This is a genomic window from Pelomonas nitida (assembly GCF_043555975.1).
GTDB classification, from domain to species: Bacteria; Pseudomonadota; Gammaproteobacteria; order Burkholderiales; family Burkholderiaceae_C; genus Pelomonas; species Pelomonas nitida.
In genome coordinates this window covers 1-26329 of the sequence record NZ_JBIGIA010000012.1, presented here as the reverse complement: position 1 = coordinate 26329, position 26329 = coordinate 1, and the positions used below count along the sequence as shown (strand labels likewise).

General features: G+C 71.5%; 17 protein-coding genes and 1 pseudogene. 11 read left to right on the top strand and 7 right to left on the bottom strand.

Annotated elements, in window-relative coordinates; all coding sequences use genetic code 11:
- The first annotated feature begins 54 nt into the window (after positions 1–54).
- The 7 genes from ACG00X_RS15915 to ACG00X_RS15885 all read left to right on the top strand — a co-directional run bounded on the left by ACG00X_RS15915 (position 55) and on the right by ACG00X_RS15885 (position 8085).
- The gene (locus tag ACG00X_RS15915) at positions 55–1227 is read left to right on the top strand and encodes a ribonucleotide-diphosphate reductase subunit beta (RefSeq protein WP_394489186.1); all 1173 of its coding nucleotides are present in this window, start codon (positions 55–57) and stop codon (positions 1225–1227) included.
- 209 nt (positions 1228–1436) lie between these two features.
- Entirely contained in the window at positions 1437–2045 is a 609-nt protein-coding gene (locus ACG00X_RS15910) for a histone (protein WP_394489185.1), read from the top strand.
- A gap of 422 nt (positions 2046–2467) precedes the next feature.
- Positions 2468–5734, top strand: a complete 3267-nt coding sequence (locus ACG00X_RS15905) for an nSTAND1 domain-containing NTPase (RefSeq protein WP_394489184.1) — start codon at positions 2468–2470, stop codon at positions 5732–5734.
- 12 nt (positions 5735–5746) lie between these two features.
- A complete protein-coding gene (locus ACG00X_RS15900; protein WP_394489183.1) occupies positions 5747–6190 on the top strand; it encodes a hypothetical protein in 444 nt (147 codons plus the stop codon).
- A gap of 121 nt (positions 6191–6311) precedes the next feature.
- Positions 6312–6566 (top strand): hypothetical protein, encoded by a 255-nt coding sequence (locus tag ACG00X_RS15895; RefSeq protein WP_394489182.1) that lies wholly within the window; start codon positions 6312–6314, stop codon positions 6564–6566.
- Between the two features lie 753 nt (positions 6567–7319).
- Positions 7320–7448 (top strand): hypothetical protein, encoded by a 129-nt coding sequence (locus ACG00X_RS15890; RefSeq protein WP_394489181.1) that lies wholly within the window; start codon positions 7320–7322, stop codon positions 7446–7448.
- 94 nt (positions 7449–7542) lie between these two features.
- Positions 7543–8085, top strand: coding sequence for an inclusion body family protein (locus tag ACG00X_RS15885; protein WP_394489180.1), 543 nt, complete (start codon positions 7543–7545; stop codon positions 8083–8085).
- Between the two features lie 4 nt (positions 8086–8089).
- On the opposite strand, the gene ACG00X_RS15880 is transcribed toward ACG00X_RS15885, so the two are convergent.
- Together ACG00X_RS15880 and ACG00X_RS15875 are read right to left on the bottom strand one after the other, a co-directional pair.
- Positions 8090–8488 (bottom strand): YchJ family protein, encoded by a 399-nt coding sequence (locus ACG00X_RS15880; RefSeq protein WP_394489179.1) that lies wholly within the window; start codon positions 8486–8488, stop codon positions 8090–8092.
- Positions 8489–8535: 47 nt separating this feature from the next.
- Complete coding sequence (locus tag ACG00X_RS15875; RefSeq protein ID WP_394489178.1) at positions 8536–10815, bottom strand: putative bifunctional diguanylate cyclase/phosphodiesterase; 2280 nt, start codon at positions 10813–10815, stop codon at positions 8536–8538.
- Between the two features lie 175 nt (positions 10816–10990).
- On the opposite strand from ACG00X_RS15875, the gene ACG00X_RS15870 reads away from it, so the two are divergent.
- Positions 10991–11257 (top strand): hypothetical protein, encoded by a 267-nt coding sequence (locus tag ACG00X_RS15870; protein WP_394489177.1) that lies wholly within the window; start codon positions 10991–10993, stop codon positions 11255–11257.
- A gap of 19 nt (positions 11258–11276) precedes the next feature.
- On the top strand, positions 11277–13652 hold the full coding sequence (locus ACG00X_RS15865; protein ID WP_394489176.1) for a UvrD-helicase domain-containing protein: 2376 nt from the start codon (positions 11277–11279) through the stop codon (positions 13650–13652).
- 18 nt (positions 13653–13670) lie between these two features.
- Here ACG00X_RS15865 and ACG00X_RS15860 read toward each other — a convergent pair whose 3' ends face one another.
- Complete coding sequence (locus tag ACG00X_RS15860; RefSeq protein WP_394489175.1) at positions 13671–14387, bottom strand: substrate-binding periplasmic protein; 717 nt, start codon at positions 14385–14387, stop codon at positions 13671–13673.
- Between the two features lie 89 nt (positions 14388–14476).
- Positions 14477–16009: a glycine betaine ABC transporter substrate-binding protein gene (locus tag ACG00X_RS15855; protein WP_394489174.1), complete on the bottom strand. Its 1533-nt coding sequence runs from the start codon at positions 16007–16009 to the stop codon at positions 14477–14479.
- Between the two features lie 120 nt (positions 16010–16129).
- On the opposite strand from ACG00X_RS15855, the gene ACG00X_RS15850 reads away from it, so the two are divergent.
- A complete protein-coding gene (locus ACG00X_RS15850) occupies positions 16130–16333 on the top strand; it encodes a hypothetical protein (protein WP_394489173.1) in 204 nt (67 codons plus the stop codon).
- A gap of 82 nt (positions 16334–16415) precedes the next feature.
- Here the strand turns inward: ACG00X_RS15850 and ACG00X_RS15845 are convergent, their stop codons facing one another.
- Positions 16416–24959: a GH36-type glycosyl hydrolase domain-containing protein gene (locus tag ACG00X_RS15845; protein ID WP_394489172.1), complete on the bottom strand. Its 8544-nt coding sequence runs from the start codon at positions 24957–24959 to the stop codon at positions 16416–16418.
- A gap of 102 nt (positions 24960–25061) precedes the next feature.
- Positions 25062–25400 (bottom strand): thioredoxin family protein, encoded by a 339-nt coding sequence (locus tag ACG00X_RS15840; protein WP_394489171.1) that lies wholly within the window; start codon positions 25398–25400, stop codon positions 25062–25064.
- A gap of 217 nt (positions 25401–25617) precedes the next feature.
- On the opposite strand from ACG00X_RS15840, the gene ACG00X_RS15835 reads away from it, so the two are divergent.
- Positions 25618–26208, top strand: coding sequence for a hypothetical protein (locus tag ACG00X_RS15835; protein WP_394489170.1), 591 nt, complete (start codon positions 25618–25620; stop codon positions 26206–26208).
- Positions 26209–26213: 5 nt separating this feature from the next.
- On the opposite strand, the pseudogene ACG00X_RS15830 reads toward ACG00X_RS15835, so the two are convergent.
- Positions 26214–26329, bottom strand: a pseudogene (locus ACG00X_RS15830) (IS5/IS1182 family transposase); the annotation flags it as partial.

Sequence of the window (26329 nt, the reverse complement as noted above, 5' to 3'; positions counted from 1 at the left end):
TCTTGTTGATTTGCGCAAGCACTGCCGATAATTCGAAGTGATAGGAAGCTCACCATGCTGGATTGGGACGAAGACCTGAAGTCCACTGATAACTCTGCTGCGAAGCCCCTCGCAGCCATGCCTTCGGCGACGCCATCCACGATGGCCTCGCGCGAAGCCGCCAGCGTCTCGACTCCCGCTCCCCAACTGTCTGGTGAATCGGCGACCGCGCGTCGCGTGCGCGTCGCCGACAAGCGCATCATCAACGGCCAGACCGACGTCAACCAGCTGGTGCCGTTCAAGTACAAGTGGGCGTGGGAAAAGTACCTCGCCACCTGCGCCAACCACTGGATGCCGCAGGAAGTGAACATGAGCCGCGACATCGCGCTCTGGAAGGACCCCAACGGTCTGACGGACGACGAGCGCCGCATCATCAAGCGCAACCTCGGCTTCTTCGTCACGGCCGACTCGCTGGCCGCCAACAACATCGTGCTGGGCACCTATCGCCACATCACGGCGCCGGAGGCCCGCCAGTTCCTGCTGCGCCAGGCCTTCGAAGAGGCCATCCACACGCACGCCTACCAGTACATCGTGGAGTCGCTGGGCCTGGATGAAGGCGAGATCTTCAACGCCTACAACGAGGTTCAGTCCATCCGTGACAAGGACGAGTTCCTGATTCCGTTCATCGACGCGATCATGAACCCCGAGTTCAAGACCGGCACGCCGCAGAACGACCAGACGCTGCTGAAGTCGCTGATCGTGTTCGCCTGCCTGATGGAAGGCCTGTTCTTCTACGTCGGCTTCACGCAGATCCTGGCGATGGGCCGCCAGAACAAGATGACCGGTGCGGCCGAGCAGTACCAGTACATCCTGCGCGACGAGTCCATGCACTGCAACTTCGGCATCGACCTGATCAACCAGATCAAGCTCGAGAACCCGCATCTGTGGACGGCTGAATTCAAGGCGGAGATCAAGGCGCTGTTCCTGAAGGCCGTCGAACTGGAATACCGCTACGCCGAGGACACCATGCCGCGCGGCGTGTTGGGCCTCAACGCATCGATGTTCAAGGGCTACCTGCGCTTCATCGCCAATCGCCGTGCCGTGCAGATTGGCCTGGAGGCGCTGTTCCCGAACGAAGAGAACCCGTTCCCGTGGATGAGCGAGATGATCGACTTGAAGAAGGAACGCAACTTCTTCGAGACCCGCGTCATCGAGTACCAGTCGGGCGGGGCATTGAGCTGGGACTGACGTCCCGGCGTTAACAAGATCAAGACCTGGCCAATGCAGTCACCGAGCGAAACCCGCATCAACACCCTCGAGGTGGCGGGGCTGCATGGCGATCCCATTCACCGTACCGAGGCGTTCCTCCTGAGCGACTCTCGGACGGTGAATAGCCGTATCTGGGCGGACCGGTCCGCACAGAGCGGTGACTTTTCCACTTGATCAAGGAGAAAACCATGGCAACTGCAAAGAAAGCGCCGGCCAAGAAGGCCGCTGCAACCCCGGTGAAGAAGGCCGCTGTCAAGAAGGCAGCCCCGGCGAAGAAGGCCGCTCCGGCCAAGAAGGCCGCCGCGACGCCCGTGAAGAAGGCTGTCGTGAAGAAGGCTGCCGCTCCGGCGAAGAAGGCCGCTCCGGCCAAGAAGGCTGCTGCGACGCCCGTGAAGAAGGCCGCCGTGAAGAAGGCTGCTGCTCCGGCGAAGAAGGCCGCTCCGGCCAAGAAGGCTGCTGCGACGCCCGTGAAGAAGGCTGTCGCCAAGAAGGCTGCCGCGACGCCCGTGAAGAAGGCCGCAGTGAAGAAGGCTGCTGCTCCGGCGAAGAAGGCCGCTCCGGCCAAGAAGGTCGCTTCGACGCCCGTGAAGAAGGTTGCCGTCAAGAAGGCTGCTTCGACGCCCGTGAAGAAGGCTTCTGCGAAGCCGGCTGCAAAGAAGGCTGCTGCGCCCAAGAAGGCTGCCGCTGCCAAGCCTGCCCCTGCTGCCAAGCCTGCCGCTGCTGCGCCCGCTCCTGCCGCCAAGACGGCGCTGAGCCCGCAAGCCGCGTGGCCTTTCCCCACCGGCAACAAGCCCTAAGCGTTGGTCTGAACGGGCGGCATGCCGCCCGTTTTTTCAACCGCGAAACCCGGCCCGCTCCACGCGGCGCCGGGTTTTTTCTTTGGTCTGCCTGAGCCGACCCTGCCGTGCTGGAGTGGACAGGCACGCAACGAGTTGCGTGTGAGCGTCTGGCCAAGGCAGGGGGCAGGAAACGCGGGCGCAGAGGGGGCGGCGAATGATGCCTGAGCCGGTGCGCCGGCGGTGCTGTGCGGCCCGCGCTGTCGCTGTCGTGCCCCGGTTGTCGTCCGTTGCTACCCGGGCCCACGCAAGGCAGAACTGGCATGACGACAGAGGCATCCGCGACGCTGACGAGGCAAGGCCGTTCCCGAGAGGCCGCTCCCGGTCCCGCCACATCCTCCCCGGCAGGCCCGGGCGGGCGCTGGCGGCTCGGTGACTGGACGGTGCACCCCGCCACGCAGCGGCTGTCGCGCGACGACGAGACCGTCGCGCTGGAGCCGCGCATGATGGCCGTGCTCGTGGCGCTGTGCCGGCGGCCGGGGGAGGTGGTCAGCGCCGAAGCGCTGCTGCAAGCCTGCTGGCCCGGCGAAGCGCTGGGGGACAACCCGGTGCACAAGGTCATCGCCGGGCTGCGCCGCGCGCTGCGCGACAGCGTCACGCAGCCGCAATACATCGAGACCATCCGCCGTCAGGGTTACCGCCTCCTTGCGCCCGTGCAGGCGCTGGCCGGCACCGGCCCGCGCGGCCTGGAGGGCAGCCGGCGCGGGCGCTCGCCCTACTGCGGGCTGGCCGCCTTCGGCCCCGAGCAGGCCGATGTGTTCTTTGGCCGGGACGAACAGGTGACGTCGCTGCACGAGCGCTTGCTGGCCCAGTGGCGGCGCGGCTACCCGCAGGTGGTGCTGCTGGGCCCCAGCGGGTCGGGCAAGACTTCGCTGGTGCAGGCGGGGCTGCTGCCCGCGCTGTTGGCGGCGGCCGGTGACGCTGCACCGGGCGCGGAACGGCTCGCCACCTGCGCCGCTGCCATCGTGGACCTGGGCGGTGCCGGCGAATTGGGGCTGTGGCCCGCGCTGGCCGGTACGCTGCTCGACTGGGACGTGGCTGGCACGCCGCTGCTGTCGGGCTGGAGCATGGAGTCGCTGGCGCCGGTGTTGCAGGCGCAGCCGCAGGAGGTGGCCCGGCTCATCCACGTGGGCCTGCGCGGCGCGTACCCCACGGCCATCGCCGAGCCGCCACCGCCGTTGCTCGTGCTGGACCGGCTGGAGGCCTTGCTGCTGCTGACCGCTGACGACGTCGTGCGTGGCTTCCTGGCCTGCATCGACGCGCTGGTGCGCGCCAAGGCGGTGCTGCTGGTGGCCATCTGCCGCAATGACTTCTATGCCCGGTTGGCCCGCCATCCGACGCTGCTGCGCGACAAGGAGCATGGGGCGCACATGGACCTGCCGCTGCCCTCGACGGCCGCCATCGCGCAGATGATCCGGTTGCCGGCGCGCGCGGGCGCGCTGGTGTTCGGCACCGACCCCGCCGGGCTGAACCGGCTCGACGACCGGCTGTGCGCGGACGCGCTGAACACGCGCGACGCGCTACCGCTGTTGCAGTACACGCTGCAGGAGCTGTATCTGCAGCGCGAGGCTGGCGATGAGCTGAGCTGGGCCGCTTACGCCGCCATGGGCGGGCTGGAGGGCGCCATCGGCCGCCGTGCGGAGGCGGCGTTGGCAGAGCTGCCTGCCCAGCAGCAGGCCGCGCTGACGCGGCTGTTGCCACGCCTGGTGGGCCTGCCCACGGAGGACGCGCCGCCCACCGGGCGCTGGCTGCCCGAGCAGGACCTGGCCGACGACGACGAGCGCGCGCTGGTGCAGGCCTTGGTGCAGTCGCGCCTGCTGGTGGCCGACCAGCTCAACGGCCAGCCGGGCTGCCGCGTGGTGCACGAGGCGGTGCTGCGCAGCTGGCCGCGCGTCACGGCCTGGCTGGCCCAGCACCGGGCCACGCTGGCCATGCGTGAGCAGTTGCTGCCCTGGGTGCAGCGCTGGCGGGAGGGCGGCCGGGCCAACGCGCTGCTGCTGCCGCGCGGCGCCATGCTGTGGCAGGCGGTGGCCGCCATTGCCGAGGCACCGCAGCTGTTCGGGGCCGAGGTGCGGGACTGCGTGGCCCGCTCGCAGGCGCGGCTGCGGCGGCTGGCGCGCTGGCGCTGGCTGGCGTCGGCCGGCGTGGCCGGGCTGGCGTTGCTGACAGCCTTGGCGGCCATGCGCAACGCCGAGCTGGCCACCGTGGCGGCCGACCGGGCGCGGCAAAGCCAGCGGCTGACGTCGTTCATGCTCGGCGACCTGGCCGACCAGTTGCGGCCCATCGGCCGGCTCGATCTGCTGGGCAGTGTCGGCCGGCAGAGCCTGGCCGTGCTTGGGGCCGTGCCGGCGCCGGAGGAGGCGCCCGCCGACCGGCTGCAGCGTGCCAAGGCGCTGATCGTGCTGGCGGAGGTGGAAGGCACGCGTGGCAAGGGTGATGCGCCGCTCGCGCAAGATGCGCTGGCCCAGGCCCAGCGGCTGCTGGCCTCGCTGCGGTTCGGTGGCGAGGTGCCGCCGGGTGACTATTTCAAGGCCGTTGGCGCCACCGCCTTCTGGCAGGGGCAGGCCGCGTTCGACCAGGGCGACCATGCCCGCGCGGCCGAAGCCATGGGCCGCTACCGCGACGCCTGCGAGCAGTGGCTGCGGGCCGTGCCGGGTGATGCCGGCGCCCGCAGCGAACTCGGCTTCGCGCTCAACAGCCTGGGCTCCATCGCCTTGCGCCGCGCCGCCTGGGCCGACGCCGAACGCTGGTTCCAGCAGGCCTTGCAGCTCAAGCTGGCGCTGCTGGCCGCGCAGCCCGGTGACGTGGAACTGCAAGACGCCGTGGCCAGCTCGCGAACCTGGCTGGGGCTGCTGGCGCGCCTGCGTGGGCAGCCGCGGGCGGCACTGGCGCTGCTGGACGCCTCGCGTGGCGCACAGCTCGCGATGCACGAGGCCCGCCCCGGCGAGTTCGTGCGGCTGCACGACTTGGGCGCTTTGCAGGTCAGGCGCGCCGAGGCGCAGCGCGACCTCGGCGACCACGCGGCCGCCGCCGCGACCATGGGCGACGCCACGCAATGGCTGGCGCGCGCGGCGCACAACGACCCGGGCAACCGACTCTGGCGTGCCGAGCTGGCCCATGCCGAGGCGCTGCGCCTGATGATGCAGGCCGACGCCGGTCAGCGGCTCGACGCCGCCCAACTGGCCCGTCAGCTGGCCGATGTGCGCCGCGAGGCCGAGGGCGCCGCCGAGCCGCTGTGGCAGGAGACGCTGGCCCGGCTCGTCGCCGTGCAGGCGCTGCAGGCCCGTGCCCGGGGCGACGCACCGGCGGAGTTCGCGGCCTGGGCCGACGCGCGCGGCCGAGTGGCGCGGCTGCTGGCTCAGCGCCCGCTGAACTGGCAGCTCAATGAATTCCTGGCCCGTCTCACGTTGCTGGGACTGCGCCTGGCCGAGCCGGCAGGCACGGCGCTGCCGCCCCGGTCGGCCGCCTGTGCCCAGGCCGCTGCCGCACTGCAGCCGAGCGTGAGTTCGGGCCAGGCCGGACTGGTGCGCGAGGCATGGCTCGCCGCCCGCGGCTGCTCGACTGCCGAGCCGCCGGCCCCCCGGGAACTGCAGGCTCTCGCAGCCGGCGGTTACCGACCCATGACGACGTTTGCGTCCAACCCCCACTGAAAAGGAATGCTCATGACCACGTCAGACCTCCCCAGCCTTCCCATGTCCACCTACACGGTGGTGCCCTGCTGGAACGACCGCGGCTTGATGCAGTGCATCTATCTGAATGCGCAGGGCTACAGCGTGCCGCCCGACTCGCTCAACTGCCAGGACCAGGGCTTCACTGTCGACTTCCTCTGCATCCAGGGCGTCCGTCCCGCTCCACCGGCCGCGTCGTTGCACGGCCTCAAGGCCATCGAAGGCGCCGTGCTGCTGGCGGCCGTGGCCAAGACGCTGCAAAGCACCACGCTGCTGCCCAACACCTTCATGGCCGACGCCGAGCAGCGCATCGTCTTCCCGGTCATGCCGCAGACCCGGCGCGGCGTCATCCTGGTGTTCTCGGTCACCTCGCCTGACGGCACCGTGGACTTGGTCGCGACCCACGATCCCGAAATCAAGAACACCACCTTCGGCTGAACGGGCGGGGCCCATGCCGGTGGGCATGGGCTTTCGACTTGGATGCTGCCGGGCAGTCTGTGCGCATGCTCAAATCGTTGGCGAGCCATATCAACACCTTAAGCCGCTCGGGCGAAACAGAATGCCGTTCTTGCTATTCGTTCTAGGCATCGCGTATGCCTTCTTCTCGCTTGGCGTTTCAACATTTGGCGTCGGGGCGAAGGAAGTGTCCGAGTTGCACGCGGACATCCAAGCGGAGATTGGGCGCGGTGGCGCAATGGGGCAGGCTTGCCGTCTCATTCAGCCTCTGATCTGGCTGCTGGCGCTGCCGATGGATAGCCTGGGTTGGGCACTCGGGTTGGCAGGCTGCCTCGCTCTTGCTGGAGTGTTGCTTTGATAAGTCGAGCGGCAACGCCTCACCCGTCGCTTTGGTCGACTCACGTCGGCAAGCCGTCGGTCGCGGTGCAACTTCAAGCTTGACCGTCCGTTTTCCCGCTGGCTGCTCCGTGATGCGAATGTCGGCACCGGGTCGGTAGCTGGCATTGCATGCCCACGTCTCGAGCCCCAGCGTCCCGGCGCCGCGCGTCGGGCTTCGCCTGGCTCACGCCATGTGTCTACGCGCTGGTTCCGGATCGCATTGGCGGCTGTTGGTATGAGCGAGAGGGCCAGCCGGGATTTGCCTTCGGCGAAGCCAAAGTAGGTCGCCCGCCGGGGCGAAAACCGCAGGTTTCGCCGAAGGCAAATCCCGGCTTGATGCAACGGGTCAAACCAGTCGTCGCCAAGACATCCCCGACCGCCATGCGCAGGTCGGCTGCAGTTCACTGCGCTCCATCCAACTGGGAGAGGCTCAGCCTCGAACTGCTGGCCCCGCGAACCTGAAGGTCAGCGGTGGAACCCCCGGTCGCGTCCGTCAGCACCACGGCCGCCCGGTGTGGCGAAACGGTCGTCTCGTGCCTTCCCGCAATCTTCCCGGCCGTTGGCGCCGTATTCGGTGCGCCCGCAGCTTGCGGGAAGGTGGCGGGCGCCCTCGGCAACCAAGATGGACCCAACTCGTGACCAGGCTCCGCTGGAGCTGGCACGAGCTGGCCGCCGCCTCTGCCGCAGGGGCGGCGGTTCACCCCCCATCGCGGTATTCACGAAAGGGATCGTCATGTCCTGTATCTGCCAGAACCATGGCCCCGGCAACGTCGTGCCCGACGTCGCCAACGAAGGCTGCCGCGCTGCCGGCAGCGCGCCCGAGGCACTCGACGGCGGCCACGCGTCGGCCCGTTCGAGCTGATCTGCACGCCCTGCCGAGCCCACCCACCCGCCCGCCAGGGGCGTGCTGACCGGGCTCGCCAGGCTTCCTCCATCCATCTGCAAGGAGAACCGCCATGAACACCGCTGCTTCCAGCGCCCAGCAAATCAACGTCCTCGTCGTCATCGACACGGACTATGTCAAGACGCACTACCCCAACCCCAGCAAGGACCCGGCGCGCCCGACGGGCATCGACCACCACAGCCAGTACATGATCTGCACCGATCCGCGCGGCGGTATCGACAAGCAGGGCACGGCCGACCTGGTGTTCTCGGCGCTGCCGGGCGACTACGTCTCCTACACCGGCGTGTCCATCTACAACAACTCCGACGACGCCGTCATCGTCTACGGCATCAACTACTGGAAGGGCGACAACGTCTTCAACCAGTTCGTGCCCAACCTCGTGGTGCGCAACGGCGCGGCGCAGCCCGACCCGACGACCAAGAACGGCCTGCCGGCCAAGCCGATGCAGCAGAGCTTCAGCAGCTTCGACTCCAAGGTGATGAAGGCGGGCACCGAGTACTTCTACGTGAACTTCGCGCTCTACACGCTGGCCGACGGCGAGAACCAGCAGCTGTACGGCTACTTCTACTGGGACCCGTCCATCCAGGTGAAGTGATGGGCTAAGCGACGTCGCCGTCGACGTAGAGCCAGGCGCCGTCCTCGCGCACAAAGCGGCTGACCTCGTGCAGCCGGTGTGCGCGTCCCGCCAGCTTGCTGCGGGCGACGAACTCGACGGTGCCGTGGTCGGCGTCCTGCAGCGCGGCCTGCTTGACGGTCAGGCCCAGCCACTTGAGCCCCGGCTCCGGCGCCTCCAGCGCGGCGGGCCGGGTGCTGGCATGCCAGGTGGCGAGCAGGTAGGCGCGCTCATCGAGCACGAAGGCGGCGTAGCGCGAGCGCATGAGGGCTTCGGGGGTGGGCGCGGCGAGCCGGCCGCTGGCGGCGTGTTCGGCATGCCAGACGCCGCAGCAGGCGGCGTAGGGCAGCGGGCGGCCGCAGGGGCAGGGGAGCGGAGCAGTCATGGCGCCGCATCATGCCTGCTGCGGCGCCGGTGTCGTCAGTGCCGGGCTCAGTGCGGGCGATGTTTCGGGAAGGCGGCCAACAGGTCGTGCAGCGGCAGCGGCCGCCCGAGCAGGTAGCCCTGGCCGAAGCGGCAGCCGCAGGCGCGCAGCACGGCCAGCTGCGCCTCGCTCTCGATGCCTTCGGCGACGACCTCCAGCTGCAGGTGCTGGCCCAGTTGCACGATGGTCTGCGCGATGGCGCGGTCGCGCGCGCCGCTGGCCAGCTCGCGCACGAAGCTGCGGTCGATCTTCAGCGAGTCGATCGGCAGGCTGTTGAGCATGGCCAGCGACGAGTGGCCCATGCCGAAGTCGTCCAGCGAGATCTCGAAGCCCGTCTCGCGCAGCTGGCGCATGACGCGCTTCACCTGCTCGGGCTGGCGCATCAGCATGCTCTCGGTGAGTTCCAGCACCACCTGCGAGGCCGGCACGGCGAGGTCGGCGGCCATGGCGCGCAGGTCGGCCGGCAGCGTGCTGCTCGTGAACTCCGACGCGGCCATGTTGACGTGCACCTTCAGCGGCGCGAGCGGGCCGCCCTGCAGCGAGGCCAGGTCGTGCAGCGCCTGGCTGAGCACCCAGCGGCCGATGCCGATGATGAGGTCGCTCTGCTCGGCGATGGGAATGAAGACATCGGGCGGCACGACCTCGCCGTCGGCCTTGCGCCAGCGGATCAGCGCCTCGACGCCGTGCAACGCGCCGCTGGCCAGCTCGACGATGGGCTGGTAGACCAGCTGGAGTTCGCGTGCCTGCAGCGCCTGGCGCAGTTGCGCCTCGATGGACAGGCGCTGCGCCAGCCGGGCCCGCTGCTGGGCCAGCGAATCGGGGCTGCTGGTGGAGAAGACGTTGCTGCCATTGCGGCCGTTCTGCTTCACGCGGTACATCGCGGCGTCGGCGCTGCGCAGCAGCTCGGGCGCCGTCTGGCCGTTCTCCGGGAAGCGGCTCACGCCGACGCTGGCCGACACGTTCAGCGCCATGCCGTCGTAGCCGAAAGGCTGGGTCGCGGCGCCCAGCACGTCGTCCGCCAGCAGCGCGAGCGCGTGCGCATCGCCCTGGCCGGGCAGCAGCACGGCGAACTCGTCGCCACCCAGGCGGCCGACGCGGGCGGGCGGCGGTGCCAGGGCCTGCAGCCGCCGGGCGAAGCCGTGCAGCACCGCGTTGCCGGCCTCGTGCCCGAAGGCATCGTTGATGGCCTTGAAGCGGTCCAGGTCGATGAACATCAGCGCGAAGCGCCCGCCGTCGCGCTGAGCCTTCTGGCAGTGGTCATGGAGCTGGGCGTAGAAGTGCGCACGGTTGTCCAGCTCGGTCATCTCGTCGAGCTGGGCGAGCCGGCGGATGACGGCTTCGGTCTCCAGGCGCTGGGCCGTCTGGGCAATCAGCGCGCCGATGGTTGCGGAGACCTTGGGCAGCTGCGCGTCGGGCTGGCGCGAGAGGCTGCTGTAGAACTCCAGCACGCCGGGGCGGTGGTGCTGCCCATCGTCCGACGTGTAGGTGACAGGGAATACATAACCCGACGACAGCCCGCAGGTGTGGGCGGTGCCACGGCGCAGGAAGCGCGGGTCGGTGCGCATGTCCTCGACCCATTCGGCCCGGCCGGTCGACCACACCCGCCCCACGAGGCCGTCGCCGGCCGCCATGCCCAGGTTGACGCTGGCCCGGCTGAAGTGCTCCAGCGCCTGACTGGGCGGGTGCCAGAAGTGCCGGCAGTGCAGCTGCTCCCGGCCGTCTGCATCCCGTGCGGCCTGCCAGTAGGCGCCCCACTCCCAGCCCAGCTTGCGGCAGATGAGCTGGATGACATGGGTGATGGCGTCTTCGAGCGTGTGCGTGCCGACGAGGTATTCCGTCAGCGCGTAGCCCAGCCGTTCGCGCACGGCGGCGTGCGTGAGGTCGGTGATGTCCTGCAGCAGGCCGTGGTGGCAGCGGGGCCGTGCCGGGTCGACCGGCAGCGGCGTCGCGCGCAGCCAGCGCAGCCCGCGCGCGGCACTGACGACGCGGACGTCGGCCGGCGCGTCCGCCGCCGTGCCTGTCCAGGCGCGCGTCAGGGTCGGGATGTCGTCTTCGACGACGTGCCCGAAGCAGGCGTACAGCCCGTCGGCGTCGGCGGCACCCGGCATTTCCAGCAGTTCCGCTGCGACCGTGGACAGTGCGCTGCGGCCCGTTGCCGGGTCATGCCACCAGCGGCCCAGGCCGGCGGCGCGTTCCAGCACGGCCGCCATGGCCAGGCCGGGGGGTGTTTCCAGGGGCTCGTTCGGGGCGGGATCGGGGGGCGAGCGGAATCCCTGGCAGTTGGTCATGGGCGGGGACTGCGCAAATCGCATGCCTGCATCGCGCCACCCACGGCGCCCGGTTTCGTGCATGGCATGGCACCGCTTGTGTCGTGGTGGCACGCTCTTGGTGCAGTCACGGCCGGGTGCGCGGATGCTGCATGATGCGGCCGGCAGCGGGCGTCCCTGCACACCGGAGATCGATTTGGGCATCGTCGTGTATTGGCTGGAAGGCGAGGGCGAGGCCGCCGCGCCGGTGTGCGAGTTCTTCGGCGGCCAGGCGTTGACGCAGGCGCTGGCCTGCGCCGAGGAGCAGCGCCGCCAGGGGCACCGGCACGTCAGCATCTCCACCGAGCTGGACGACCATGTCGGCAAGCCGGGCGTGTCGGCCGTGGAGGGCGGGCGCACGCCCGACGGCGAGGTCTACGAGTGGTCCAAGGCCGGGCGGGCCGGCAAGGCCAGGCGAAGGTAGGCCTCTTTAAAATGCGTCGATGAATCCCGCGCAAGACGTCCGCGACGCCGCTCACCAGCAAAGTCCCCTCCTCAAGAACCTCAATCCCGAGCAGCTCGCCGCCGTGACGGCGGCCGCCGAGCCGGCGCTGATCCTGGCCGGTGCGGGCTCGGGCAAGACGCGGGTGCTGACCACGCGCATCGCGTGGCTGCTGAACACGGGCCAGGTCAGCCCCGGCGGCGTGATGGCCGTGACCTTCACGAACAAGGCCGCCAAGGAGATGCTGACGCGTCTGTCGACCATGCTGCCGTTCAATGTGCGCGGCATGTGGATCGGCACCTTCCACGGCCTGTGCAACCGCTTCCTGCGTGCGCACTGGAAGCTGGCCCACCTGCCGCAGGCCTTCCAGATCCTCGACGCGAGCGACACGACCTCGGCCGTCAAGCGCGTCATCAAGGCGATGAACCTCGACGAGGAGCGCTTTGTTCCGAAGCAGGTCGGCTGGTTCATCGCCGGCTGCAAGGAAGACGGCCAGCGCCCGGGCGACGTGGTGGCGCACGACGAGCAGACGAGAAAGCTCGTCGAGATCTACGCCAACTACGAGGACCAGTGCCAGCGCGAGGGCGTCGTCGACTTCGCCGAGCTGATGCTGCGCTCCTACGAGCTGCTGCGCGACAACCCGGCCGTGCGCGAGCACTATCAGAACCGCTTCCGACACATCCTCGTCGACGAGTTCCAGGACACCAACAAGCTGCAATACGCGTGGCTGAAGATGTTCGCGCCACCGGGCGCCGGCACTGGCCAGAGCCTGCTGGCCGTGGGCGACGACGACCAGAGCATCTACGCCTTCCGCGGTGCGCGCGTGGGCAACATGATCGACTTCGAGCGCGAGTACCGCGTCCGCAAGGTCATCAAGCTGGAGCAGAACTACCGCAGCTTCGGCCACATCCTGGACGCCGCCAACGAGCTGATCAGCCGCAACAGCCAGCGCCTGGGCAAGACGCTGCGCACCGACGCCGGCCAGGGCGATCCCATCCGCGTGCAGGAGGCGCCCAGCGACTTCGCCGAGGCGCAATGGCTGATCGAGGAGATCCAGCACCTGCACCGCGGTGGGCTGGACCGGCAGGAGATCGCCATCCTCTACCGCAGCAACGCGCAGTCACGGGTCATCGAGTCGGCGCTGTTCAACTCGGGCATCCCGTACCGCGTCTACGGCGGCCTGCGCTTCTTCGAGCGGGCCGAAGTGAAGCACGCGCTGGCCTATCTGCGCCTGCTGGAGAACCCGAACGACGACACCAGCTTCCTGCGCGTCGTGAACTTCCCGACCCGCGGCATCGGCGCCAAGACGCTGGAGAACCTGCAGGATGCTGCCAAGGCCACCGGCCGCAGCCTCTACCAGAGCGTCAGCGCCATCGCCGGCAAGGGCGGCGCCAACCTGCTGGCCTTCACCAACCTCATCGACTCCACGCGCAACCTCACGCAGGGCATGACGCTGCGCGAGATCATCGAGCAGGTGCTGGAGACCTCCGGCCTGCTGGACTTCTACCGCACCGACAAGGACGGCGCCGAGCGGCTGGAGAACCTGGACGAACTGGTCAACGCAGCGGAGGCCTTCGTCATGCAGGAGGGCTTCGGCAAGAACGCCGTGGGCCTGCCAGTCGACGAGGTGGCGCCGGGCCTGCAGACCGCCGGCACGCCGGGCGCGGTGCCCGATGCCGAGACCGGCGAGATCATGTCGCCGCTGGTGGCCTTCCTGACGCACGCGTCGCTGGAGGCCGGCGACAACCAGGCCCAGGCCGGGCAGGACGCCGTGCAGCTGATGACCGTGCACTCGGCCAAGGGGCTGGAGTTCGACGCGGTGTTCATCACGGGCCTGGAAGAAGGCCTGTTCCCGCACGAGAACGCGATGTCCGACCACGACGGGCTGGAGGAAGAGCGCCGCCTGATGTATGTGGCCATCACGCGGGCGCGCAAGAAGCTGTCCTTGAGCTTCTGCCAGACGCGCATGCTGCACGGCCAGACGCGCTATCACATCAAGAGCCGCTTCTTCGACGAGCTGCCCGAGGAGAGCCTGAAGTGGCTGACGCCGCGCAACCAGGGCTTCGGCTCGGGCTTTGCGCGCGAGTACCAAAACGCCTGGGACCGCGGTTCGGGCCTCAAGGGCATGGTGGGCGCCGGCCGCGTCGAGAAGGCCGCGTGGGTGGAGCCGCCCGTGCCTGCCAGCATGAAGCAGAAGGTGTCGGAGGAACACGGCGGCCTGCGCGTGGGCAAGGGCGTGTTCCACACCAAGTTCGGCGAGGGCGTGCTGCTGACGCTGGAAGGCAGCGGTACCGATGCGCGCGCGCAGGTCAACTTCGGCCGGCACGGCACCAAGTGGCTGGCGCTGTCGGTCGCCAAGCTCACGCCCATCGACTGAGCGGGGCGGGGCCGCGCGTCAAGGCAGCGGTCGGATGCTGTCCTTCAGGCTGCCGGCTGGGTAGATGTCGTTGAACAGTTGCCACACGCGCCCGGATCGCGCCAGCTGTCGGAATCCGTCGGCCAGCAGGCGCCGGTCAGCGTCGGGCAGCCGGCGGGACAGGTAGACGCCGCTGTCGGCCCAGCCCAGCTCGGCCAGCGGCACCACGCGCAGTTGCTTGATCAGCGGCGTCAGCTCGGCGTCCTGGTGCAGCGTGCCGATGAAGGCGTTGGGTGTCATGATGGTGACCTGCGCCAGCCCCACGTGCAGCGCGCGCGCCACGCCGAAGGCATCGGCCTGCTCGAGGAGACGCTGCTGCGCGCGCAGCACCGCCATCGCGTCGTCGTAGGCGGGGCCGTAGGTGTAGCCGCGCACGACGGCGACCTTGTCGGTGCGGCGCGCGATCAGCTCGGCCAGCGAGTGCGGCAGCGGCCGCTCCCGCGAGACCGCCAGCACGCCGGGCCGGAACTGCACCAGCCCGACGAACTCGCCCAGCGCCTCGCGTTCCGGCGACCGGGCCGCCGGCGCCATGACGTCAGCCTCGCCGAGTTCGAACATCTTCTGCAGCCGGGCGCGTGGCACACGCCGGATGTTGAACTGGCAGCCCGTGGCGGCGTTCAACTCGCGCAGCAGCGTCGGGTACATGCCGGAGGCGCGCTCGCCGTCGAAGGCGACGCTGAAGCCCACCGGGGCCATGGGCACCTCGATCGGCCGGGAGCAGCCGGCGTGTGTGACAGCGCCGACCAGCAGGCCTGCTACCCCAACGCCTGATCGCATCCCTGACTTCATGGCCGTCCATCCCTGGATGTTCTGACCCGATTGTGAACGCGGGTGAACCGCCGTTCCATCCCATCGAATGCCAACTGCACCATCAGTGCCAGCGCAGCCGCCGGCAGGGCGCCGGCCAGCATGAGGCTGGTGTCGTTGACCGCCAGGCCTGCGACGATGCGCTCACCCAGGCCGCCGGCCCCGACGAACGCCGCCACGGTGGCGGTGCCCACGTTGGTCACGGCTGCCGTCTTCACGCCGGCCATCAGCGTGGGCAGCGCCAGCGGCAGCTCCACGGCGCGTAGCGCCTGCCCCCGCGTGAGGCCCAGCGCCAACGCCGCGTCGCGCAGCCCCTGCGGCACGCCGTTCAACCCGGCGTGGGCGTTGCGCACGATGGGCAGCAGCGCATAGACGAACAGCGCCAGCAGCGCGGGCGCGAAGCCGATGCGGCCCAGCCACGCGATCAGAAAGGCCAGCAGCGCCAGCGACGGCAGGGTTTGCAGCAGCCCGGTCGCGGCCATGACCGGCGTGGCCAGCCCTGGGCGCCGGTGCGCGGCGATGCCCAGCGGCACGGCCACGGCGCAGGCCAGCGCCAGCGAGCCGAACACCAGCGCCAGATGCTGGGCCAGCAGCCGGGGGAGATCGGGTGCCAGCACCTGGGCCATCAGGCGGCGCGGCGCGGTGGGCGCCGGCGCGGCGGTGGCCGCCGGGTGCAAAAAGCCGTGCGCCACGTCGGCGAACGGGCGGCCCGCCAGTTCGGCGGCGGCGTTGAGCTCACGCATGCGCTCCGCCGGCAGCCGGCCGGCCAGCGCGAGCAGCGGGCGCTCGTCCACGGCCGAACGCATCAGCAGCACGGCGTCGTAGCGCGGAAAGAACTGCCGGTCGTCGCGCAGCACGCGCAGCGGCGCCCGGGCCAGTTGCGCGTCGGTGGTGTAGACGTCGATGAGGTCCACCTGGCCGCCGGCGAGCGCCTGGTAGGCCAGGCCATGGTCCAGCCCCGCGCCGGCCGCGAGCGTCAGGCCGTAGGCGCGGCGCAGCGCGGGCCAGCCGTCGGCGCGGGCGATGAATTCGTGCGACAGCCCGGGCCGCAGCGGCGGCGCCAGCCGGGCGAGGTCGGAGATTGTCGCGATGCCCAGCCGTGCGGCGTCGGCCTCGCGCATGGCCAGCGCATAGCTGTTGTTGAAGCCCAGCGGCACGCCGGCCTTCAAGCCCAGCGGCGCCAGCCAGCGGTTGATCTGCGCGAGCGAGGCCTGCGCGTCGGCGGCGGACTCGCGCCGCAGCAGCTCGCGCACGATGGTGCCGGTGTATTCGGGGTAGAGGTCGATCTGCCCCTGCTGCAGCGCGGCGGCCAGGATGGCCGTGTTGCCCAGGCCCTGCCGATGCGTCGCGGCCCGGCCCTGGTCGGCCAACGTCTGCGTGACGATCTCGCCGAGCAGATAGCTCTCGGTGAAGCGCTTGGAGCCCACCGTCAGCGCCTGGGCATGGCAATTGCCCATCAGGGCCCAGGCGGCGCATGCCGCGACGAACAGGTTCAGCAGGCGGGCGGTCATGGCTGCGATGGTGCCTGAGACCGCGCCGGCGCGGTCCTACAGCACGCTCGGCCCGTCTCCGAATGTCTGCCGGCCGCTGCAGCCCTACTGTTGAGACTCATCCCCAGGAAGGAACACATCATGTCGCGAACTCCCGATCACCTCGTGCGTCAGCACCTCGACAGCCTGGGCGCCCATCTGCGCCAGTGCCGCACCTTGTCGGATCACCGCCACCGTGCGCTGTGCTCGCTGGAGGCCATCGACGCGGCCGTGGGCCATCGCATGTTCACGACCGTCGTGCTGGGGAGCTTGTTGATGGCGCTGGTGCTGAGCCTGTCGGCCTGAAGCGCGGCGTCGGCAAGTCTTGCCGAAAGAAGAGGCGGCCCCGCGGGGCCGCCTTGCTTTTTGGGGGGGGCGGCCGGGCCGGTCAGGCCGGCAGGGCTTCTCCCTGGTGCGTCGGTGCGCGGTCGGGCACCGGCACCCACAGCCGCAGCGCGCCAGGCGCCTCGTCCAGCAGCAGCGATTCCCCCGGCGCAAGCCGCACGTAGCCGACCGGCGCCCGGGCCAGCGGGGCGGCCCGTTGCACGAGCACCTCCACGGCCCGTGCGTCGACCTGCAGCGTCACGCGGGCCTGCGACCAGTGCGGCGGCAGGCAGGGTGTGACGTTCAGCTCGCCGTGGCGCAGCCGCACGCCGCACAGCGATTCGACCGCCGCGCGCAGCAGCCAGCCGGCCGCGCCGGTGTACCAGCTCCAGCCGCCCCGGCCCGCGTGCGGCGCCGCGGTCTCGATGTCGCCCGCCACGGCGAACGGCTCCAGCCCGTAGACCGCGCCGTGCGTGCCGCGGTGTGCCGGGCTGATCGCCGTGAAGGCGGCCCAGGCGCGGTCGGCCTGGCCCAGCTGGGCGCTGGCCATCAAGGCCCAGGTGGCGCCGTGGTTGTACTGACCGCCGTTCTCGCGCACGCCGCCCGGGTAGGCCTGGATGTAGCCAGCCTCGGGGCGGTGGTCTTTCAGTGGCGGCCACAGCAGGCGCAGCAGGTGGGCGTCGCGGTCGTGCAGCTCGTGCCAGGCGCTGTCCAGCGCCTGGGCCGCGCGCTCGGGGCGGCCGGCGCCGGTCAGCACGGCCCAGGCCTGCACGATGAGGTCGATGCGGCATTCGGTGTCGGTGTGCGTGCCCAGCACGGAGCCGTCGTCGAACCAGCCGCGCCGGTACCAGGCGCCGTCCCAGGCCTGGGCGTCGAGTGCGGTGGCCAGCTGCTCACGGGCGCGCTTCCAGCGCTCGGCGCGGGCCTGCTCGCCGCGCGCAATGGCCAGCGGCCGCATCGCGTCGATGACGGCGCATAGGAAGAAGCCCATCCACACCGATTCACCGCGCCCTTCGGCACCGACGCGGTTCATGCCGTCGTTCCAGTCGCCGGTGCCGAACAGCGGCAGGCCGTGGGCACCCACGGGCAGGCTGACGTCGACGGCACGGGCGGCGTGCTCGTAGAGGCTGGCGGTGTCGGTGGTGACGGCGGGCGTCTCGTAGATGTCCTCGGCGCCTTCGGGCACCGCCCGGCCGTCGATGAAGGGCAGCTGCTCGTCGGCCAGCGCCGTGTCACCGGTGCGTTCGGCATGCAGGGCCAGCGCCAGCGCCAGCCACAGCCGGTCGTCGGCGAAATGCGTGCGCACGCCAGCGCCCGCGGGTTCGTGCCACCAGTGCTGCACGTCGCCCTCGCGGAACTGGCGGCGCGCATGGCGGCGGATCTGCTCGGCCAGCCGCTCGGGCGCGTGTTGCACCAGCGCCATGGCGTCCTGCAGCTGGTCGCGGAAGCCGAACGCGCCGCCGGCCTGGTAGAAGCCGGCGCGGCCCCAGATGCGGCAGGCCAGCACCTGCGTGGGCAGCCAGTGGTTCACGAGCGCGTCGAAGCTGGCGTCCGGCGTGGCCACCTGCACCGGGGCGCTCAGCCGGCGCCAGACGGCGCGCTGCGCGGCCAGCCGCTGCAGCGGGTCCACGCGCCACGCCGTTCGCGCCAGCGCACGGGCGGCCACCAGGCTGGGCGCGTGGCCCAGCAGCACGGTGGCATGCCAGGCGTGGCCCGCCTCCAGCCGCAACGGCACGGCCAGCAGCGCGGCGGCATCGGTGCCGGGGCCGGCCTGGCCGTCCAGTGCGTGCGGCATGACGAGCCGGCCCTCGTCGTCGAACAGCAGCCGGCGGTCGGCGCTGGCCTCCATGCCGGCGCTCCACAGGCGCGGCGGGTTCAGGTCCGGTGTGAAGCCGGCGTCCTGCGGCCAGGGCCACAGCGCGTGGTCGTCGGCGAGGCCGTCGATGCGGTCCCGCGTGACGTCGCCGCCGCGCGTGGGCCGCAGCGCCAGCCAGGCGGTGTGGCCGCCGAAGCCGTTGAGGCCGTCGGCCTGCGTGGCCAGCACCAGCAGCGGTGCGTCCTCGCTGGCGCCGGCCGGGTGCTCGATGCGCGTCACCACGCTGCGCCGCGCGCTGCTGTCCATGCCCAGCTGCCATTGCGCGCCGGCCAGCAGGCGCAGGCGGCGCGGCGCGCTGCCGGGCGCGGCATGCAGTTCGATCTGGCATTGGCGCACGTCGGTGCTGGCGTCGACCGTCCAGCGCAGCCGCACCACCATCTGCGGCAGCGTGAAGGCCAGCGCCGTGGCGCCGGGCAGGTGGGCGACGGTCTGCGTCGCGCTGGCGCGGCCCAGCAGCCAGGCGCAGCCGCTGTCCAGGCAATGCAGGATCAGCCATTCACCGGGCGAATCCAGCAGCGCGTCGTTGGACCATGGCGTGATCTGGTGCAGCCGGCTGTTGCCCGCCCACGCCATGCCGGCGCCGCGCTCCGAGACCTGGCAGCCGAAGCCCTCGTTGGCGATGACGTTGATCCACGGCCGCGGCGGCTGGCTGTGCGGCGCCAGCTCGAAGCGGCAGGCGCCGCTGTCGGCATCGAAGGCGTGGGCCGGCAGGTCCGCGCCGGGCGCGGCCGGGCGCCACATGACGGGTGTGGCCAGCGCGGCGCGGCGGGCCCGGGCGGCGTGCTCATGCGGCAGCACGATGCGCTCGAGCTGCTGCGCCAGCGGCCGGCCGTCGGCGAACCAGCGCACGCGGGCCAGCAGGTTGAGCGCGAAGCGGGTGTCGTCCTGCACGGCGTTGTCGGCCAGCACATGCAGCCGCGCGCGCCCGCGCTGCTGCTGTTCGACCAGCGAGCGCAGTGCCCGCGACACCGGCGCGAGGTAGGAGGCCGGCTCGGCGTCGAGCACGACGATGTCCACGCTCAACGGGCTGCCCAGCGCCTGCAGCAGCGCGCACAGCTCGCGCACCATCAGCACGCCGGTCGTGTCGGCCACGCGGATGAGCAGGATGGGGGCGTCGCCGGAGATGCCGTGGCGCCACAGCGCGTCGCGCTGGAAGCTGCCTTCGAGCGCCGGCACGCCGTCGCGCGCGGCCTGGGCGGTCAGCAGGGTCTGCAGCGCCAGCCCGGCGCGCCAGGCACCCGGGGCCAGGCCGGCGCCTTGCGTGCGCACGCCGGCCATGGTGTGGGCCAGCATCAGCGAGCGCTCGCGCAGCGCCGGCTGGCCCAGCTTGTCGAGCACGTGATCCAGCGTCTGCTCGTCCGGCGCGGCGGCGGTGGCGAAGGTCAGCACCACGCGCCCGCCCGGTGGCAGCGTCAGCATCAGGTGCAGCAGCGACAGCGGGTCGTTGCCGGTGTCCAGTGCGCCGGCTTCGGCCTGCAGGCCGGCCAGGCCGCTGCGCAAGGTGTCGGCCTCCGCGCGGGCCACGGTGCCGCCCGGCTGCCCGGCGCGGCCGCCGCGGGCCAGCCAGTGGGCGCGGTCGGCGGTGGCCTGCAGCCGCTCCAGCCGGGCGCCGCCGTCCACCTCCACGCCGGCCAGCGCATGGGCCGCATACAGCGGTGTCTCCTTGTGCCCGCGGGGCAGCCGCTGCCAGCGCAGCGCGCGCTGCTCGGGCGACCAGCGCGCCTGCAGGAAGAGCTTGCCGAACGCGGGGTGGGCCAGGTCGGCGCGGGCCGGGGCCAGCACGGGCTCGAAGCTCGACACCAGCGCCAGGTGACGTTCGTGGTTCGACAGGTTGCGCAGTGTCACGCGGCGCAGCTCCACGTCGTCTTCCACCGCCACCCACACCTCCGTGTGCGCGTGCAGCTGTTCGCCGTCGGCCGTGAACTGCACGCTGGCCGGGTGCAGCCGCGCGCTGTAGCGCCACTGCGGGCCTGGTGTGGGGCGCAGGGTCAGCGAGCGCCAGGGGTTGACCTCGGCACCGCCGCGCCAGGTGCTGTCGGCGGGCCAGGGCGTGCCCAGGTCGCGCAGGTGCAGGTGGTGGCCCAGCAGGTCCTGCGCGAGGTCGTCGTGCCAGCGGCTCACGAGCACCTGCTGGCCGGGCTCGCCGAACATCAGCGTGCCGGCACCGTGCTCGCGCAGCATCGTGTTCAGCCGGCCATGGCCCAGCCAGGCCGTGGCGGGCAGCGCGCGGCCGCGCGTGTCGGGCACGGCCAGCGAGATGTGGGCGCGGCGCGGGCTGATGCGCGTGGGTGCGGCGACCGGCTCCTTCAGCGGCGGCACCTCGTGCGGTGCGCGCTCGTGCAGCAGCCAGCGCACGGCGGACAGGCGGGGCTCGGCGTCGGCCCAGCGCTGCGGTGCGCCGCCGCAGAGCACCTCGGTCAGCGCGACGAGCGACATGCCGTGGTGATGGCTCATCGTCGTGCCGACGCGCTGCACGCGCGGCCCGCGCGGCGGCCGGATCTCGCCGTCGCCATCGGCCGGCGGCTCGGGCTGGCGGCTGGCGGTGTAGTCCAGCGCTTCCATGAAGCCGAGTTCATGGCGTGCGCCCAGCGCCTGCAGGTGGCGCAGGTTGGCCACGGCCGCGCGCGGCATCACCATCGTGGCCATCAGCGTGGCGTAGGGCGCGATGACCAGCTCCTCGGGCGGCGTGTCGCGCAGCGCTAGCGCGGCGGTGCCCTGCGGGCCGTACTGGTAGGCCAGCGTCTCGTCGCGCTTGGCATGCGCGCTCTCGGAGACGCCCCAGGGCAGGCCCTGGGTGCGGCCGGCGCGGATCTGCTCCATCACCGTGGCGCGCGCTGCTTCCTCCAGTGCGCTGCCGGCCGGTTCGTCGAGCACCAGCGACGGCATCAGCATCTCGAACATCGAGCCCGACCAGCTCTTCAGCCCGGTCACGGCGCCGCGCGAGAAGAACGGCCGCCCCAGCGCGCCCCAGTGCGACGCCGGCAGATCGCCCTTGGCGATGGCCACCAGGCTGGTCAGGCGTGCCTCGGAGGCGAGCAGGTCGTAGTGGTTTTGGTCCAGCCGCTCGCCGCCGGGTTCCACGCCTGGTGGCGCGATGGCGCCGATGTGCAGCAGGCGGCGCTGCGGGTCGTAGAGCCAGGCAAAGTCGTGCGCGAGCGCGATGGCGCGGGCGCGGGCGGCCACGGCCTCCAGCGCGCTGGCGACCTCGGGCGACGGCGGGTAGCCGTCGTTGCCGCGCGCGAAGCCCTCGCAGGCGGCGGCCACAACCAGCAGGTGGCCGCACAGGTTGCCGCTGTCCACGGCCGACACATAGTGCGGCTCCAGCACCGCCAGGCGCTGCGTGTCCACCCAGTTGTAGAGATGGCCGCGGTGCTTGGGCAGGCGGTCCAGCGTGTCCAGCGTGCGCTGGATGCGCTCGGCCAGGCCCACGTCGTGCAGCCAGCCGAACTCGCGCGCGCAGCAGGCCGACAGCAGGTACAGCCCGATGTTGGTGGGCGAGGTGCGGTGGGCGATGACGGTGTCGGGGTCGAACTGCACGTTGTCGGGCGGCAGGTCGTTGTCGTCCTTCGTGACCCAGCGCTCGAACCAGCGCCAGGTGTCGCGTGCGACGCCCAGCAGGTAGTGGCGCTCGTCGTCGGTCACCGCCTCGCGGCGCGGCCGTGCGCGCGGGCGGCTGGCCAGCGCGATCCACAGCGGCGACAGCAGCCAGGCCGCCAGCAGCGGCAGCGCGACCGGCCAGGCCACCGGCAGGCCGACGAACGCCACGTTCACCAGCAGCACGGCCAGCACGCCGGTGGCCAGCGTCAGCTTGCGGTGCTGGCGCCACAGCGGCGCCCAGTCGGTGGCGGCAGCGGCCTCGGCGGCGTCGGCCGTCGTCCATTCCAGCAGGCCGCGCCGCGTGACGCGCTGGCGCCAGACGGCCCGCACGATGGCGTCCAGCTGCAGCCAGGTCGCGGCCGGCAGCATGGCCAGGTGCCAGGCCGTGCTGGCCAGTGCTCGGCACAGCTCGGTGCCGGCCTGGCGATAAAAGCGCGGCAGCGAGATGCGGTCGCGCGCTGGTGCGCTGGCCGCCAGCGCGCCCATCAGCGGCCCCGCGCCGAACGCGGCGGCCACGAGCGCGAGCGCCCAGCCCGGCGTCAGCGCCAGGCCCAGCCACGACGCCACCAGCAGCAGCAGCGAGGCCGGCGCCACCAGGCTGCGGCGCAGGTTGTCCAGCATCTTCCAGACATGCACCGCGCGCAGGCCCCAGCGGCGCGGGTGGGCGATGAAGGGCCAGAGCTGCCAGTCGCCGCGTGTCCAGCGGTGGATGCGTGAGGCGGCCACGTCGGCATGCATGGGCGCGGCCTCCACGAGCACCACATCGCTGACGCCCGCGCAGCGCATCAGCGAGCCCTCCAGCAGGTCGTGGCTCAACACCTGGCCCTCGGGCAGGCGGTGGGCCAGCACCTGGGCGGCGGCGTGCACGTCGATCAGCCCCTTGCCGGTGGCGCTGCCTTCGTCGAACAAGTCCTGGTAGACCTCCGAGGTGGCGGCGCTGTAGGGGTCCAGCCCCGGCTGGCCGGCGAACAGGCTGTGGAACCAGGTGCCGTGCACCGTGGAGCTGCCGGCGGCGGTGGCGAGCGGCGTGGCGACGCGCGGCTGCAGCATGCCGTGGCCCTGCGTCACGGTGACGGCGCCGCGCGGCGAGGTGTGAACGTGCGGCCGGTTCAGCGGGTGGGCGGCGATGGCCACGAGGTCGCGCAGGGCGCCCGGCGGCAGCGCGGTGTCGCTGTCCAGCGTGACGAGATGGCGCATGCCCGGCGCGGGCGTGGACAGCGGCCCGAAATCCAGGAAGCGGTCGGGTAACGCGTCGGCGGGCTGGCCGGCGAGCAGCGCCACCAGTGCCTCGGTCTTGCCGCGCTTGCGCTCCCAGCCGATCCACTTCTGTTCCGTCTCGCTCCAGCGGCGGTCGCGGTGCAGCAGCAAAAAGCGCGGCAGCCCGCCGCAGCTCGGACCGTGGCGCTGGTTCAGCGCCTCGATGCCGCTGCGTGCGCGCATCAGCAGCTCGCTGTCGCGCGGCTGGTGCTCGGCGTCGGCATCGCCGAAGTCGCTCAGCAGCGCGAACTGGGCCTCGGCTTCGAGGTTGGCGAGGTGGTGGCGTTCCAGCTGCGCGAGCAGCGTGGCGATGCCTTGCGGGCGCGTCAGCAGGCAGGGGATGACGACCAGCGTGCGTGATGTGGCCGGGATGCCGCCGGGCCACGACAGGCGCGGCAGCCGCAGCGGCCGCGCGCCCTCGCTGATGAGCCGGTTGGCCAGCGCCACCACGGCCTCGCTCGCCGGCAGGGCGGCCAGCAGCGCGGCGGCAAGCGTCAACGGCCAGCCGGCGGCATGCGGCAGGCCCAACGCCAGCAGCAGCCCCATGACCGCCGCGCCCAGCGCCGCCAGACCGCACAGGTAGACGGCCGTGCGGTGGCGCAGCAGCGCCGCGGTGGCGCGCTCGGCCCAGCGCTCGCGCACGCCCAGCGCCAGCAGCAGCTGCGGGCGGCCCTTGCCGCTGAGCCAGTGCAGCGGGGCGCGCTCGGCGGCGTCGGGCGCCGCGTGGGCGTCGTCGCAGAGATGGCACAGCACCTCGGCGATGTCGGCTTCGGCCAGGCCATGGCGGTGCGACAGCGCCTCGATGGCGTGCACGCTGCGGTCCTGCGTGGTCTCGTGCTCCGCGCGGAACACGTCGATGCGGTTGAGCGCCCTCAGCGCCGGGTGGACGGCGTCGAACAGCCCGGCCCAGTCGGCCGCACCCAGGCGGCGCAGGCTGCCGATGGCGTTGCGGATGCTCTGGTGGTCTGCCGCGCCTTCGGCCTGCTCGAGCGCCTGGGCGGCGGCGGGGTCGGGCAACTGGGCGGCGACCCACTCGCGCGCGGCGGCCCAGGCGGAATCGGCCGCGCCGGCGCCGTCCTGCGCGTCGGGCAGCGCCAGCTCGCGGTCGACGAGGCGTTCGTGCAGGCGCACGGCCAGTGCCGTGATGGCGGGGTCATGCGGCCAACGGGCCTGCCAGTCGGCGAGCTGGCGGCGCGCGGCATCGGCGCCGAGCTTGGGCAAGGCCTCGAACAGCCGCTGCGCCGCTTGCCGACCGATGTGGCGCCAGGCGGCGCGCTCGGCCAGCCGGCGCAGGTTCTCGACCAGCACCACCCGCAATGTGGAGGGCAGCGCCCACAGTTCGCGCAGCGTCAGCGGCTGGGCCGCGTGGTGGCCTTCCAGGAAATGACGCATGAGCGCCATGTCCAGCGAGCTGTCGGCGTGGGCCACCCAGGCCCAGGCGACGCCGTAGACGCGGGGCAGGCCTTGCAGCGGCTCGTCGGCCAGTCGCGGCAGGCGCTGGAAGTAGCTGCGGGGCAGGTCGTGCAGCACTTCGTCGAGCTGCTGCTGCACCAGCCGCTCGTTGTCGAGCAGCCAGGCGTGCGCGGGCTCGGTGTCGGCCTGCAGGCCATGCTCGGACAGCACTTGCAGCGCGGCGTCCCAGACCTGCAGATTGCTCTTCAGGCGCGGGAAGAACGGCCGGGGCTTGTGGCGCTCGTCCTCGATGCGCTGAGCCTCGGCGAGGCTGCGCCCATGCTCGGCGAAGCGCTCGGCGCCGAACTGCACGGCGCGCACGGGCGGCGCGGCGGCTTCGGCACCGGCGGCGACGCGCAGGAAGACCGTGCTGGCCCCGGATGGCGTCAGGTCCTGGGGAGCGGGCGGAGTGGGGGATGTGGCCATGCCGCCACTGTGGGTGCGGCCAGGCAGCGGCGGCGCCGGCTTGGGTGCCGACAGGGCGTCAGTGCGGTCCTACAGTCAGGGCCCCGCCCCGGGGCGCGTGGCTCAGCCGGCGGCGCGCAGTCGCTCCGCCAGCGCCGCGTACTCGGGCGCCACGCGCGCCGGTGTCGCGTCGGTGAGGTGGGCGCGCAGCACACGTCGCAGCGTTTCGGGCTGCGGCGTCAGCGGGCCGGCGAAGCGGATCTGCGCTGCATCGGCGATCAGCAGCGTCGGGAAGGTCTCGATGTCCAGCTCGCCGATCAGCTCCGATTCGTCCTCGATGTCGATCCAGCGCACGCGCAGGTCGTCCTGCGGCAGCTCGGCGCAGGCGGCTTCGAAGACTTGCCGGTAGGACTCGCAGGTGCGGCACCAGGCGGCGCAGAGGCAGGCGACATGAACGGTCATGGGCCGGCATGGTGCCATGGCGGCGCGCGGGCCGTCCTGCGCCGGGTCAAAGGGCGTGCAGGCCGAGGTCGCAGGCACTGGTCCAGCGAATCAGTGAAATCGGCACTACCAATTTCATTGATCCGCTGGACTAGGCCGTGTTTGCCGGCCAGCCGGGCCTTTTGCCGCTGCGGCGCCGATGCAAGATGAGCGCCCAAACCCTTCAACCCGTGCGGCCGTGCTCTCCAGCGTCAACAGCTCCCTGCTCAGCTATCTGTCCACCCTGAACGGCGACAGCGCGTCCGCATCGACGGGCGCGGCCAAGGCCACGGCGTCGCAGGGCGGCACGGCGCAGGTGTCGCAGGCCGCGCTGCAGAAGGCGGCGGGCATGGCCAAGTCGGCCAGCGCCGCCACCGCGCTGGAGCGCAGCCAGAAGACGCTGGGCACCGAGCTGCGCGCGGCGCTGGGCAAGGCGGGCGTCAAGCTCACGGGGACCGTCGACTTCTCGGTGAAGAGCGATGGCAGCGTGGAAGTGAAGGGCAGCGACGCCGACAAGGCCGCGATGAAGGCCTTCCTCAACGGCGACACCAGCAAGCCCAGCTTCGCCACACGCATCGCCACGCAAGCCAAGGACGCGCTCAAGCTCTCGGCCACCATCCAGCAAAGCGCGGCCATCTCGCAGGCGGCCAGATCCGCCAAGTCGGCGGCCGGCGTGATGTCGCTCTACACCTCGTTCATGCAGCAGGCCGGGGCCTCGGAGGCCGTGTTCTCGCTGCAGGCCGGCGGCAGCTCGCTGACTTACCCGGGCTCGTTGTCGGCGAATGCTTAGAGCCGCTAACAAAATTCCGGCAAGGCGCGACAACAGATGACGCAGCAGGCCAAGCTCAACAGCGCCACATGAGTCTCGACGGCGCGCTCAAACCGGATGCGCAGCTTGCCAAACGCGGCCA

Bases quoted from the DNA above. Each gene is read 5' to 3' on its own strand.
- ACG00X_RS15915 (WP_394489186.1), top strand. From the start codon at position 55: ATGCTGGATTGGGACGAAGACCTGAAGTCCACTGATAACTCTGCTGCG.
- ACG00X_RS15910 (WP_394489185.1), top strand. From the start codon at position 1,437: ATGGCAACTGCAAAGAAAGCGCCGGCCAAGAAGGCCGCTGCAACCCCG.
- ACG00X_RS15900 (WP_394489183.1), top strand. From the start codon at position 5,747: ATGACCACGTCAGACCTCCCCAGCCTTCCCATGTCCACCTACACGGTG.
- ACG00X_RS15895 (WP_394489182.1), top strand. From the start codon at position 6,312: ATGCCGTTCTTGCTATTCGTTCTAGGCATCGCGTATGCCTTCTTCTCG.
- ACG00X_RS15890 (WP_394489181.1), top strand. From the start codon at position 7,320: ATGTCCTGTATCTGCCAGAACCATGGCCCCGGCAACGTCGTGCCCGAC.
- ACG00X_RS15885 (WP_394489180.1), top strand. From the start codon at position 7,543: ATGAACACCGCTGCTTCCAGCGCCCAGCAAATCAACGTCCTCGTCGTC.
- ACG00X_RS15880 (WP_394489179.1), bottom strand. From the start codon at position 8,488: ATGACTGCTCCGCTCCCCTGCCCCTGCGGCCGCCCGCTGCCCTACGCC.
- ACG00X_RS15875 (WP_394489178.1), bottom strand. From the start codon at position 10,815: ATGACCAACTGCCAGGGATTCCGCTCGCCCCCCGATCCCGCCCCGAAC.
- ACG00X_RS15865 (WP_394489176.1), top strand. From the start codon at position 11,277: ATGAATCCCGCGCAAGACGTCCGCGACGCCGCTCACCAGCAAAGTCCC.
- ACG00X_RS15860 (WP_394489175.1), bottom strand. From the start codon at position 14,387: ATGGCCCCGGTGGGCTTCAGCGTCGCCTTCGACGGCGAGCGCGCCTCC.
- ACG00X_RS15855 (WP_394489174.1), bottom strand. From the start codon at position 16,009: ATGACCGCCCGCCTGCTGAACCTGTTCGTCGCGGCATGCGCCGCCTGG.
- ACG00X_RS15850 (WP_394489173.1), top strand. From the start codon at position 16,130: ATGTCGCGAACTCCCGATCACCTCGTGCGTCAGCACCTCGACAGCCTG.
- ACG00X_RS15845 (WP_394489172.1), bottom strand. From the start codon at position 24,959: ATGGCCACATCCCCCACTCCGCCCGCTCCCCAGGACCTGACGCCATCC.
- ACG00X_RS15840 (WP_394489171.1), bottom strand. From the start codon at position 25,400: ATGACCGTTCATGTCGCCTGCCTCTGCGCCGCCTGGTGCCGCACCTGC.